Raw genomic sequence first — 13,472 nt, 5'->3', positions numbered from 1 at the left:
TTTCCATTCCTATTCGATCATCAATCTAATCTGTTATTGAGGCGATGTTATGAAAAAGCCAAGTGGATTTACGCTGGTGGAACTCTTAGTGGTGATTGCGATTATCGGCGTCTTGATCGCGTTGCTCTTGCCAGCGGTGCAACAAGCGCGGGAAGCGGCGCGGCGGATGCAATGCACGAACAATCTGAAGCAAATTGGTCTCGGGTTGCACAACTATCACGATACATTTTTGGTTTTTCCCTATGGGGGAACGCTTCCTACCACGGTGAACTGGGGAGATGGCCCAAGTACCGGCGCGTCGGTCTACAACTGGCGCGGATTTCTGCTCCCCTTCATCGAACAGAGCGCGATCTACGATCAGATGAAGACGGAGATGGGAACGAGCGGCGTATTTATCGCTGGGTCAGGAAGTAGTGCGTGGGCGACGAAAGCGGAAGGTTTGTCGGCCGTTACGACAACCATCTCTGGTTTTCAGTGCCCTAGCGATCCAGGCGGATCTCTGACTTCGACAACTAGTCCCTGGACCAATACGCCCAAGTACACCGGTCCGATGTCCAGTTATTTTGGCTGTGCAGGGCCAGCGGCGACCGGCTCGACGACGACCGCCACGAGCCCCTGTGCTCTGACCACCGGTTGTACGATTGTGGGCGCTTCGAACGACCATAACGGCGCTAGTGGGAAAACATCCCCCGGAATGTTTGTGATGCGAGCCAGCGCCATCCGGTTTCGGGATGTAACGGACGGAACCTCTAATACTCTCGCCGTTGGGGAGCAACGCACCACTGCGAAGAACGGAAATATCTGGCAGTTGGGGCACTGGATGGAAGGCTTCTCGCTAGGATCGACCATCAAAGGCATCAACAGCGACACGCGAACCGCGGCGTACGGCGCGTCGCTCGCAAGCTACTACGACCGCAGCTTTAGCAGTCTGCATCCCGGCGGCGCCTTGTTCTTATCGGCGGACGGGTCTTGCCGCTTTCTCGGTGAGACGATCAATATCATCACGTTCAACCGGTTAGGCACCAAAGGGGGCGGCGAAACGCTTGGCGAGTATTAACAAGCGGGCCCTGATGGCGATGGTTACAAGTTGAACCTGCCGATGTAGGCAGGTTCAGAAGGGTTTCTGGTTCTTCATCCCGCAGCTGTGGCCCGGGACTTTTATTACATAACAGGTTCTCTCATGTGGTATCCACCAAGTTTCTTGGCGATTATTTTGGCGGCATCGTTGTTGTCGGGCTGTTCGGGGAATGCTGGACCTAAGCAGGTTCCCGTATCCGGCGCCGTCGAGTACAACGGCCAACCGGTGACCACCGGCACCATTGGGTTTTCTCCCGTCGAAACCACCCAAGGCAAAGCGGTGAGCGCAAACTTAGTCGATGGCCGTTACGAGACCGCTCCTGATCAGGGGTTGGAAGTCGGACGATATAAGGTCGTGGTTGTCGCCATGGAGGCGATACCCGAGGGAGTTGATCCTGCGAGCGTTTCCTCATCAACCCCGAAGGGGGCGCAAATCATTCCAACCAAGTATTCGCATGCGGAAACGTCGGACCTGGAGATTGATATCACAGAGTCGGACTCGCAGGTTGAAAAGGACTTTAAGCTGACCGACTAACGGGGATCGCGGAGCCTCGTTCCGTGTAGGTCAGGCCAAGACCTGACCTACATCTTGGTTACTTCTTCGGGATCTGATTCAGCGTGTAGTAGGCGACGTCGTGCCACAGTTTTTCGCCTGTGGCGCTGCGCACGCCGGGCGAGTGCAACTCGTGGACGTGACCCTTCTGCAAGCCGTCAATGGTAAGCCGCACCGTTTTGTCGTTGATCTTTTCGATTCGCGTGATCTTGGGTTCAGTGTGATCGACTTCGGGGCTGCCGTAGCTCGATTGGTAAATGTAGGTGTAGGTGGTCAGCTGGTACGAGTCGGGCGACATGGCCGACTTTGCGTCGTAGGCCATGGTGAACTCCAGCTCAAAGCCGTCGGGCTGGGCGCGCATCTCTTCGATTTCAAATGGAGTCTCGCCAGTCCACTCGATCCGTTCCAACGAATACGGGGCGCTGCCGCGCGAACCCCAACCGCGGTTGGTGCCGCCCACAAACAGACTGCCAGAGTCGCTCATCAACAGCGGCAGCGTGCCGGAGGCGATTCCCTCGAGAAACGGAAAACAAACGCCTTGGTAGCGTCCGTTTATCTTTTCCATAAAGACGCGCATCACGGTGCTGTGAGACTGATCGCCGACCAGCATCTGATCGGCGAACGGCCCGAACTTGCCGCCAGAGCGATCCAACTCAACTCCGCTGGCCGACTTGCCCATCTTGTCGTAAGGAAAGAGGACCGCGGCGGGGAGATACTCGGGGATTTTCTCCGCTTCAAGATGAAAGCGGCTGCCGCTCTCGGGCGCCTTCGGCTCGGGCCCCATGTTGGGCGCGAGATCATACCAACGATTGCCGCCGGGATGCCCCATAAACTTGCCAGCCTCTAGGTGTTTTAGGCCGCAGGTTCCATTCCAGGGACCTTGATTGTCGGTGTAGAAAACATCGCCGTGGGCGTTGATGCCGATGCCGCCGGGACTGCGAATGCCGCTCACCGTCGGGATCACTTCGCCATCGGCCGAAATTCGGAAGCACCAGCCGCGGAAGGGGACCTGGCTCGAGAAGGATCCGGTCAAGCAGAGCGGCGCCCAAATGTAACCATCTTTGTCGAACTTCGATCCGAACGCGTATTCGTGATAGTCGCCGTTGATTTCCCACGGCACGGCGACCGTCTCAAACAGATCGGCGCGACCATCCCCATCTTCATCTTTCAAGCGAGAGATCTCGCATCGCTGCGTCGCGTAAAGCCAGCCATCGCGCGCGGCGATTCCGAGCACTTCGTGCAGTCCGCTGGCGAACGGCTCAAATTCGGACTCTTTCGCCGGATCGGCCGAGAAGGGATGGGTCACCCGATAAATGTCGCCGCGCCGCGTCGATACCGCGAGTTCGCCATTAGGCAGAAAGTCCAGTCCGCCGGCTTCCAGCACGATATCTTCGGGGATCTCGAAGGTCGTGGTCCGGTAGTATTTGCTCTGCTCGGTCGACTGGGCGATCGCAACGCTGGCGCACAGGCAAACTGTCAACAGTGTGAGAATAATGCGGTGCATAAAAATATAACTCGTGGTGGGATTGCCGGTGACTACCAAGCGTACGTTTGACGAATGGTCGCTTCGCCATTCTGGAAACGGATCGGAATCAGCAAATCCTGTTTGTTGGAGCGAATAATAACGTCGCCAGGCGACAGTTGAATCGTCAGCGTTTTGTTGATCTTGTAGCGACCATCGCCCAGGTCTTGAATCTCGCCGGTGGCGGCGCGGTAATAGAGCGGGCTTTTCGGCTTGCCGACAAAGCGGATCGTGCGCGTTATGGTCGGAAAGTCGCCGTTTTTAGTCGCTTCGTAGAAGTCGCTCACATCGACGCCGTCGTAGTGATAGCGGAACGTAGGGCGACGCGTTTCGTCCAAGCGATAACCTTTGAATTGAATCCCCTGCGGTTTGGCGTCTCCCTGGGGCCAATCGTCCGTTTCTGACGCAAGCGCGAAAAAGTCGGGTCCGCTGGCGAACTTATAGATGTTGTCCCCCAGCGGCGGCTCAAACCCTTGACCGCGGCCGCTCCAATGTCGCGAAGCGTCCATGAACGCGCCTTGCCAGATCATGGCCAGACGCATTTCGTTCGCGTCGATCGCTAGGTTGCCATGTTCGGCGTAACCGACGCCGATAGCGCGAGGGCCGGCGCCTTCGATAAAATTGCGATACATGATCGCGTCGCCGTAAGAGGCCAATTCGATCACCTGACCGCCGACGCCAAACGGCTTGGCGGCGCTGGTTCCGTCTGCGAGAAATCGCCAGATCGCTTCGATTTGTTGCTCGGTATTCCCGTCCAAAATCTTCTTCATCACCGATTGCCCATTCGGCCATGCAGTCGGCATCCGCGTACCAGGACGATAGCCAGGCGGGTTAACGACGTAGCGATGGAACCAGGTGTGATCGAGACGCTTGGTCATCAGCGTCATGTCGATCCCTTGAACGCCGGAGGCTTTGACGCCGTCGAACGTATGGCACTTGATGCAGCCGAAGACTTTGTCCCCCACCATGTGCCGTCCGATCGCTTTGACGTGCGCCGGCGTATCGTCGATGGCGACTTCCATCGCGGGAAGCGAATCGAGCTGCTCGAATGGATCCTTCAGTTTTCCAACGTTCCGGCCTCCAAACTTTGGCATCCGGGTCGTCATGTAGGGACGATCTTTGGCGCCGTCATTCAGGATATGAGCGAGCCAATCCGCTTTTAGTTTCCCCCCCACTCCATTTAGATGCGGAGGAATGCGCCCCTCATCGCCCATCTCTTGCTGGGTGGTCGCAAAGAAGGGATTACGGGCCGCTTCGACGCCGCCGATGTCGTCACGCGCATGACACGCGTAGCAGTTCATCTGCGTCATCGTCCGCTGGATCGTCAGCGCTGGCGACGTTGCTTCGCTCGGCAGTTTCTGGAGCGCCGTGCGGATCGCCGATTTCTGCTGAGTGGTCAGGTGGTAGTCCGCGGATTTTGGAGAGGGTGTTTCGGCCAGACAACCGCCTGTCAGATTCAAATCCGAGAGCTGCTTGGCCGTGAAAGTCGGCGGCGGCAGGTTTTTCTCATCGATCGCATGACAATTGGCGCAACCGGCTTTGGCGAACCATTGTTTTCCTTGTTCAATCAAAGCGGGATCGGCCACAAAGGGGGGGGCTTCGGCCGCTTGGGCGTCAGCACCTTCCAGGGATAGTTCCGCAAAGACTTCACGACGCGAGATTTTCGGACCGCGATATTCGACCGTCAGCGAGGTCTGTCCCCCGCCGTCAAAATATTGAACCTCGATCGGGTGCTTGCCGGTCGACAGTCGCACTTTGCCGTTGCGGGTCGATTCGGGGTGGATTCCGTCATTGAGCACTACTTCCTGGCCGTCGATCAACAGACGACTTCCATCGTCCGAGGTTAGATAGAACTCGTATTCTCCGTCGCGCGGCGCTGCAAACAAGCCTTCGAATTGAATCGCGTAGTGGTTCTGACGAGCGGCGACGGAGAGCGAAAAGCCGTCGACTTCGCCCGATCGCTTTGGTTCTAGTTTTGCAAAGTCCGGCAGTGTCTTGAGGTTGGTTTCGTAGTACTTGTACCGCAGGTTCGACGGAAAAGAGGGATCGAGATCGGGCAACAAAAATTGGGCGATCGCCGTCGCGTCTTCGCCGCTTAGATTCAAACTAGGCATGCGCCCCGAATGACGAACTTGAAGCGGGTCTTGTAAAAACGAAGCCAGCGAACCGACGGAGTATTTTTTCGCGAGATCCCCCAGCGGCTTGGAGGTCGCGATGGATTCTCCTTGGCCGGGATCTGGATTGTGACAACCGACGCAACCCACCTGTTGAAAGAGCGCCTTGCCGGGGGCGATCAACGCTTCCCGCCGCCGCGTCTCGCGAAAGCTGCCGGTCGACGCCAGAAAGTGGGTCAGTGACTCAATCGCTTGAGCGCGCTCCGCTGCAGAGAGATCACGCAGCGGCTGCGGCATCGTCGTGCCGGGCTTGGCGCCGTGTACGTTCGACAGATATTCAGCAAGGTAATCAGAGCGAACGCGTGCTCCGACTTCGGAAAGATCTGGCGCCGTTTTGCTGGAAAGGGCGACGACCGTCTGGGGATCCGCTTGGTGGCAAGCGACGCAGTTCAGCTCGCTCACGAGTAGTCTTCCCCCGTCGAAGTCGCCTGTGGGGGCCGCGGCGTAAAAGCGTTCGTAGGCGGGAATCACCGGCGAAGATGGTTGTTCGGCGCGAATGATTTCGGCGGACCAAGCCGACAGCAGAATCAAGAGGGACAGGGAGCAGGTATTACTGCGAAACATAGGCGGTCACAACTCGTCGAAGGAAGGCAAGCGCGAAGAGGCAGGAGGAAGGATGTCGCCTATTTCATCCAGCTTGCGCCGGCTTGTCAACTATTTGCCCACGATCGGCCTCAAAAACTAGCGGCTCTCAGCGAGTTGGGCGCTCAAGTCTTGTTGCAGCTGCGCGATAGAGATCTCTAAGTCGTGGAGAATCTCCGCGGTGCGATCGTTAGAGAGTACAAGATCTTCGCGATCTAACTGCGCGAGTAAGCTGGATGTTTCGCGGCGATCAAAGTAGACCAGCATTCCTCTTAGGCGATGCGCCAAGAAGACGACGCGGCGCTGATCTTGGTCTTGATAGGCTTGCCGAAGTTCGTTCATCGACGCCGGAGAGTGCTCTAGAAATAGCGAAATCAGCTTCATTCGCAGACCTTCGGTAATCTCGATCGGCGTATGTTTCGAAGCGGGCGCTTGGGCGAGACAAACTCGCAGTTCGTCAAATCCGATCGGCTTGGTAAGAAACTTGTTGACGCCGGCCTTGATCGCCGAGGTCTTGTACGACGTGACCGCATGCGCCGTGACCGCGACGAGCCACAAGTTGTCGACGTCAAACTTTTGGCGAATTTGACGAGCCACATCGAGTCCGGAGATGTCGGGCAGTTCGAGATCCAAGAGGACCACGTCATACGCAGAGATTTGCAATGCGTGCAGCGCTGAACGCCCATCGCTGGCGAAGTCGGCGACCAGACCCAGCTTGTCGAGCATCTCCTGCAGGACAAGTTGGTTCGCTTCGATGTCTTCCACCACCAAGATTTTGAGATTGAGATCCGGGTTCGCCATCCGCACGGCCGGAACGTTGGCCGAAATCGCATCACTTCGATGGAAGCGAAGCTGCAAGCAAAACTCGCTGCCGACGCCGACTTCGCTGTGGACGGTCAGGCGTCCTCCGAGCTCGCCTGCTAGGCGTTTGGAAATATGCAAACCTAGTCCCACGCCGCGTTGTGAATTCGAAGAATTGCCGAGCTGAGAAAACGCGTCGAAAATTCGTTCCAGTTGATCTTCTGGAATGCCTGGCCCTGAATCCCGGACGGCGATGTTGACAGAGAGGGAAGTTTCGTCCTCCGCCGACGTAGTCGCTTCGACCGCGATAAACCCGTCGTCGACAAACTTTAAAGCGTTCTGGATCAGATTGGTCAAGATCTGGCGCGTACGCAGTTCGTCGCCGAGCACGATCACCTCTAGAGCAGGATCGATTTGGATCGGAAACTTGATTCCCTGCTGTTGCGCCTGCAACGCAAACATTTCCTGCGTTCTGCGGATGAGCGACGCCAGGTGAAACGGCTCGGCGGTAACCGGTTTGCGAGCGTCAATTTCAAGCCGGCTGACATCCAACAAATCGTTGAGCAATGACATCAACGAGCGCGCCGAATCGTTGACGACGATCGCTTGACGTCGCTGTCGTTCATCTTGAATCGATTCGGTCAGCGATTGCGACAATCCCAGGATCGCGTTCATCGGCGTGCGAATTTCGTGACTCATCTTGGCGAGAAAGTCGGTCTTCACGCGATTCGCTTCTTCCGCTTTTACTTTCGCGGTTTGCAGTTGCTCGGTCATCTGCGATTGCGTGTCGAGGTTGCGGCGTATTTCTCCGACCGCCGGCCGGAAAATGAACAAACCTTCGAGCAGCAAGACGAAGAGCGTTAAACCGAGCAGCAGCGACTCAATCCGTCGCAGTCGAGCGACGCGCAGCGAAGCTTCTTCGTCATACTGAAAGACGATCCGATCCATGCCGTGAAGATACGGCTGCTCGCGCTGCATGATGTTGGCGACGGCCTGCGCGACGATTTGTTCGTCGTCAGGCGATTCTAAGAGCCGCCGCGCCGAGGTCTGGATTTCGCGAAAATCTTGCTCGATCGCGGCGAACATCGTTAGCACTGTCGAGCTGTTGGCGGCGCCGATGGCTTGCGCCGCGTCACGGTCGAGCAACTGTTGATGCGACTCTTTCCAAAGGTCCAGACTTTCCCGCAATTGTTGCAACGCTTCGGTTTGCTGATCAGGTTGGTCGCGCAGCACCAACGCCGATTTGGCGATTCGCTGACTCAGCATCCGTTGTCGACCGGCGATATTGACAAGGGTCGAGTCCCCTTGCTGACGATCAATGGATTGCTGGACGAGAACTTGGCCAGAGATCGAAAGGAGCGCGACGATGCTCAGGGCCGCGATATAGAGCGTGGTCAAGCGGCGCGTCGAAGCGGAGAAGGGGGGCGTAGGCATGCAGGCAACGGGGTATTGTCATCAGGCCGTCGCGAGAAACTGTTCGATCTCGAGGCCTAGATAGTTGATTTTCTTTCGCAAACTTGTCCGGGTGATCCCTAATAAACGAGCTGCGTGCGCTTGGTTTCCTCCGGTCTGCCGGAGGATCAGCGAGATGAGATGGCGCTCCATCTCAATCACGGCCTCCGAATATATATCATTCGACTTGCTGGAGATTCGTTCGTCAACAAAATGTTCCCAGTTCGTATCGAGCGCTTCGCCGTGCGTGCGATCGACGCCGTGTTCACGCAGCGCTTTGCGCAAATAGTCTCCGGCGATAACCGCGCCTTGGGATTCGATCATGGCTCTTCTCAATACGCTCCGTAGTTCGGCGACATTGCCGGGCCAACTATATTCGGTGAGCAGCCGCAACGCTTCGTCGGACGTACGCACCGCGCCCATATTGGTGATTCGTTCGACGCGGCTGAACTGACCCACAAAATGATCGACCAGCAACCGGAGATCGTCCTCGCGTTCGCGGAGCGGGGGCAACTTGATGATAAACCCGCTCAGCAAGTAATAGAGGTCGGGTCTCAAGCGACCTTCGGCGACCAGTTCTTCGGCGTCGTAACTGGTGGTAAAGAAGATCGTGACGTCGCTCTGGATCGTTTCGTCTCCACCGAGTCGCTCGAACCGCTTCTCATTCAGGTAGCGGAGCAACTTGCTTTGCAGCGCGTGCGGGATAGCGGCGATCTCTTCCAGCAGGATGGTTCCTTTCGAGCATTGCTCAAACTTACCGATCCGTCGGCTCAGCACGCCGGGCATCGCATTCGGCTCGTGTCCCAGCAGTTCGCTCTCGAGCCAATGCGCGGTGAAGTCAATGCACGAGATTTTATGGAACGGGCGATCGGGACGTTGTCCATGTTGATAAACGGCCCGTGCGACCAGCTCTTTGCCGGTTCCGTTTTCGCCTTGCAGCAAGACCGGAACATCGTGAGCTGCGGCCCGACCGATCGCTTTGTAGACCGATTGCATCGCCGAACAAGCGCCGACCAGACGATCCCCACCTTCGGCGATTTCGCTTTGGGAAGGTAACTGCACCGGCATCAACATCAGATGCCGGCTCTCGATCGCTTCGAGCGTTTTTTCGGCGATTGTTTCTGGGGCAAACGGCTTGGTCAGAAAATCAAAAGCGCCAAGCTTCATCGCTTCGATGGCGAGATCGCTCGAGGAGCGCGCCGTCGCGAATAGAATCGGCAGACGCGAATCGATCGCCTGAATCTTTTCGATCAATTCAATTCCAGAGCAATCGGGCAGCACCTGATCGAGCAAGACGACATCGGGTCGCCGCTTCTCGAGCAACTGCAGGCCGGTAGCGCCGCAATCGGCCGAATGAAATTCGATGGCGAAACCGCTGAGGGCTTCCTGAACGATGATGGCGACGCCAGGATCATCGTCGATCACTAGCATTCGCATGGGACGTCGCACTCCGTCAGCTCCGCTCAAGAGATTTCAAACCGGTCTCCGTCGAGACGACCTATTTGAATTGCTTCTGTTGCAAGTCGCGTGCCGATCAGGTGATTGTTGTTTAATCACCGGGAATCCCCCTGATATTTCGCGTTTTGCGAGCCAACGGAAGATGACGTCGAATCGACAAGAAGCCCGTTTTTGCCCAAGTTTCAGGCAATCTGTGCGACAAAAGGAAGACGCCCAGCGGTTCTTGGAGAAGAACCCTGGGCGTTGATCCGCTGTGAATGAAGATGAATTTTGGGTTTAGAATCGCAGGGAGTACTGGGCCCAAAAGAAGTCGGCGTCACCCTTGTAAGGGAAGTCGGGGTTCGCGGCGTTCTCGAAGAACGAGCCGGTAAAAAAGTGGCTATATCCCAGCACCAGGTCGGAGTGAGCCGAGATCGAGTAGGACGCCATCAGGTCGAGTTCTTGGCCAAGATATTTGGATCCGCCGGTGAAGGGATTCGTCGGATTGGTCCCCAGCGGAGTCATGACGACGCTGTAGGCGGCGTCTTCATCATTTTGTCGATTGAAGATGTGCCACCAAGCGAGCAGCTTCAGTTTCGGGTCGGGCGCGGCGGTCAGCAGGAAGTTGATGTCCGTAATATTACGACGACCAAAGATGTCCATGAAGCCCAAGTATTTGTGCGCGAGCGGGAACAGATGATCGTAACCGTTGCCGATGGTCGAGTCGCCGGAAGCCCAGTCGTAGTAGGTCCAGATCGTCGGTTTCCAGCAGATGTCCGAGAACTCATGTCCCAGACCTAATGTGTAGAAGCCGGCGCTATGATCGTTGTCGGTGAACGTACCAAACTGCACGGCCGCTTCCGCTTCGTAAAGTAGTCCGCCTCGTTTGCCTTTGAGACGCGAACCCAACGTCTGATAGTTGAACGGTCGCGCCGTGTTCTCGTAGGCGAGCCAATAAAGATCGAGCGTCTGGTCCTTCTTGCCCTTATAAGTGGAATAGATCCCGTAGAACGCCTGATCGTAGTTGGGCGTGTCAAAGGTGTCTCGCGTCGGGAAAATCGGGCGAACGCCGAACGCGTCGACATCCCAGTCCGATCCGCGGTAGAAGGCTTTCACCCCTTCAAAGGTGCGGCGCGTGTTCGCCCAGTCAAGCGGCGAAACGGTGCGCTGCGCCCCATACAGCAGTTCCTGTCGACCGTAACGAGCCCAGTATTCGCCTTCGCAAGTTTCTAGGAACTTGATGTCGGCGAAGCAGTTTTGCAGATTCCAATAGTTTTCTTCGATCGGACGCGGCGCGAAGTCTTCAAATTCACTGGTCGCATGCAGCATTTCGGCATAAACGCGCGCCCAGTCGTTGATTTGGTAGTTTCCGTAAACCCGCAATCGTTGCAGCAAAAAGTTGTCGTCGCGACCGGTGGGACCGAGTCCACGGAAGTTGTTTTCGTTATGGTAGCGCGCTCGGTATTCGCCGCCGAGATCAAAGACGCCGCAATCTCCGACGCAGATGCGCTTCATGTTTTCGCCGAGATGCCAATCGTCGTAGCAAGGGTCGCACAGGTACGAAAAGTTATTCTCGTAGTAGACCCCTTTGTACGCGCCGGCAACTTGGGCGGCTAACTCTTTCTTTTTCTTGGCGTCGCAGACGATCGCATCGCCGGCGGCTGCCTCGAGGTAGTCCATCGATTCCATCGACTCCATCGCGTCGGCGGCGACTGCTTCCGTCGCGGCGCCTTCTAGATGGACGCTCGTCAAATCAGACGGCGAGACGAAGGAGTAGGGCTCTTCCGCCTGCAGGCCGCTTCCCCAAAACAGGAGTCCAGCGACGGCTGCGTTTTGCAGCCAAAACCGAGTTTGTGAGTCGATGAACATGAAAATGACCTGATTCGCAAGGAAACGACGGGGCGGCCATGCCAATTGGCCGTCTATGGCAAGGTTCGGAAATGTCAACGGTGAAAATTGATGGAAATCTTTGCGGACCTCGAAGTTTGCCTAGCGTGACGTAAACGCCGACAGCAGTGAGCGCCCTGTGATCAGGGGTGGCCAGGGAATGCGCTATTTTCTCCTAGCAGATTGCAACCCGGGAGTGCACGGCATGCCGGGTATGAACGCAATTCGGGCAACACCGCGCCTGTTGCGAGGGGAGTGGGGAACCTGTCACAAGCATCCGTATGGATTGGGTTTACGTCATTTGCCAATCGTGCTTTGGCCTGACGGCACGCCGCTTGCGATAGAGCTATCGGCAATGAAATCGACCCAATGTCGAACCTTTAGTGCGCGAGCTGCTAAAGGTCGAGCTTTCAGCGCCGAAGTCACCCCGGGATCGAATGGCACGAGCTTAAAGCCTCCGCCCCAGCATGCGGTAATCGGCGGAAGTTGCTGTCGCAAGATCTTGCGACAGCAAGTGGTCATCACTGCAATTTAAGCAAGATGATTGAAAAAGACGGCGGAGCTTCGCTGAATTGGTGGTGTAACAATCGCCGTTTCAGGAGGCCCCGCCGTGTCCGATCATTTTAACGCTTCGCCGCAGGATGTACAAAGCAAGTTCCGTGACGTTTCAAACTTATCCAGCGAGCTCTTGCTCCCCAGCGGCGTTGTCGCCGCGATCTGTCACGAAATCGGCTTCTCGTTTCGCGAGCGCATTTATTCGCCGATGATCGTCGTTTGGATGTTCGTGATGCAGACGCTATCCGCCGATCATAGTTGTCAGCAAGTCGTGACGCGGCTCAACGCCTGGCGCATGGCGCAGGGGTTGTCGCGCTGCAGCGGCGATACGACTTCATACTGCCAAGCGCGGCGACGTTTGCCGATTGCGTTGTTCCAACGGCTGCTCGCTTGGACGGCGCGAAAGTGCGACGAAGCGGGCCTCGGCGATTGGCGATTCCAGGGGCGCGAAGTAATCATCGTCGACGGTACGACCGTCACGATGGCCGACACGCGAGCGAATCAAACCGCCTTTCCGCAAATTGAAAACCAGAAGCCTGGGTGCGGCTTTCCCTTGGCGCGGATCGTGCAAGTTTTTTCACTGGCGACAGGAGCGGCGACGATGTTTGCGATGGGGCGTTACGCAGGGAAAGAGACGGGCGAGACGTCGCTCTTACGAACGCTCTTGTCGCAGTTTCACTCGGGAGAAATCGTGCTCGCCGATCGGTACTACGCCAGTTTCTGGTTGCTCGCTTTATCGGATCTGCGCGGGATCGACATCGTGGCTCGCGCGCATCATCGTCGCAAAATCGACTTTCGTCGAGGACTGCGACAAGGCGACTGTGATCAGATCGTGGGCTATGCCAAGCCGCAGCGTCCGACGTGGATGACGACGGACGAATACGACCAATATCCATCGTCGATTCTCGTTCGTCACTTGCGATATGAAGTGACGCAGCGAGGCTTTCGTACGCGTCGAATCACGTTGGCGACGACGCTGTTGCAAGGCGACGTTTATCCGGCGGAAGATCTGGCCGATTTGTATCGTCGCCGCTGGCAAGCGGAACTGCATATCCGCAGTTTGAAAATCCAGATGCAGATGGATCACCTCCGTTGCAAGAGTCCAGCGATGGTTCGCAAAGAACTGCACTGCCACATGATCGGCTACAACCTGGTGCGTGCCGCGATGCTGGCGACGGCGCTGAAGTTCCAGTTGCCCCCTTGGCGTCTGAGCTTCAACGGCGCGCTGCAAGCCGTCGAAGAATTCGCCGCCGCGCTCCGCTGGAATCCCAAACAGCGAGACCCTCAGTGGAGCAACCTCCTGCAAACGATCCGCCAGCTCGAAGTCGGCAACCGTCCCGACCGCAACGAACCGCGAGAACTCAAGCGACGGCCTAAGGAATACAAGCTAATGCAAACGCCCCGAAACCGTTATGCTACAGCCGCTTAGAAT

Annotated in this window: 8 protein-coding genes; 3 read left to right on the top strand and 5 right to left on the bottom strand. The window is 56.7% G+C overall.

Going from position 1 to position 13,472, the window contains the following annotated elements:
• The first annotated feature begins 49 nt into the window (after positions 1-49).
• On the top strand, positions 50-1,057 hold the full coding sequence (locus tag DSM3645_RS16255) for a DUF1559 domain-containing protein (protein ID WP_002653325.1): 1,008 nt from the start codon (positions 50-52) through the stop codon (positions 1,055-1,057).
• 123 nt (positions 1,058-1,180) lie between these two features.
• The gene (locus DSM3645_RS16250; protein ID WP_002653324.1) at positions 1,181-1,612 is read left to right on the top strand and encodes a hypothetical protein; all 432 of its coding nucleotides are present in this window, start codon (positions 1,181-1,183) and stop codon (positions 1,610-1,612) included.
• Between the two features lie 58 nt (positions 1,613-1,670).
• Here the strand turns inward: DSM3645_RS16250 and DSM3645_RS16245 are convergent, their stop codons facing one another.
• The 5 genes from DSM3645_RS16245 to DSM3645_RS16225 form a co-directional block, all read right to left on the bottom strand.
• Positions 1,671-3,134, bottom strand: a complete 1,464-nt coding sequence (locus DSM3645_RS16245; protein ID WP_040351895.1) for a DUF7133 domain-containing protein — start codon at positions 3,132-3,134, stop codon at positions 1,671-1,673.
• Positions 3,135-3,166: 32 nt separating this feature from the next.
• Positions 3,167-5,890, bottom strand: coding sequence for a c-type cytochrome (locus DSM3645_RS16240; protein ID WP_040351894.1), 2,724 nt, complete (start codon positions 5,888-5,890; stop codon positions 3,167-3,169).
• 117 nt (positions 5,891-6,007) lie between these two features.
• The gene (locus DSM3645_RS16235; protein WP_002653321.1) at positions 6,008-8,143 is read right to left on the bottom strand and encodes an ATP-binding protein; all 2,136 of its coding nucleotides are present in this window, start codon (positions 8,141-8,143) and stop codon (positions 6,008-6,010) included.
• 21 nt (positions 8,144-8,164) lie between these two features.
• Positions 8,165-9,610, bottom strand: coding sequence for a sigma-54-dependent transcriptional regulator (locus DSM3645_RS16230; protein WP_131282630.1), 1,446 nt, complete (start codon positions 9,608-9,610; stop codon positions 8,165-8,167).
• 285 nt (positions 9,611-9,895) lie between these two features.
• The gene (locus DSM3645_RS16225) at positions 9,896-11,467 is read right to left on the bottom strand and encodes an alginate export family protein (RefSeq protein ID WP_002653319.1); all 1,572 of its coding nucleotides are present in this window, start codon (positions 11,465-11,467) and stop codon (positions 9,896-9,898) included.
• Between the two features lie 628 nt (positions 11,468-12,095).
• Here DSM3645_RS16225 and DSM3645_RS16215 point away from each other — a divergent pair.
• Positions 12,096-13,469 (top strand): IS4 family transposase, encoded by a 1,374-nt coding sequence (locus DSM3645_RS16215; RefSeq protein WP_002651881.1) that lies wholly within the window; start codon positions 12,096-12,098, stop codon positions 13,467-13,469.
• Positions 13,470-13,472: the final 3 nt, after the last annotated feature.

This window comes from Blastopirellula marina DSM 3645 (assembly GCF_000153105.1).
Classification (GTDB): domain Bacteria; phylum Planctomycetota; class Planctomycetia; order Pirellulales; family Pirellulaceae; genus Blastopirellula; species Blastopirellula marina.
The sequence above is the reverse complement of the archived record's forward strand: the minus strand, read 5'-3'. Positions and strand labels throughout refer to the sequence as shown.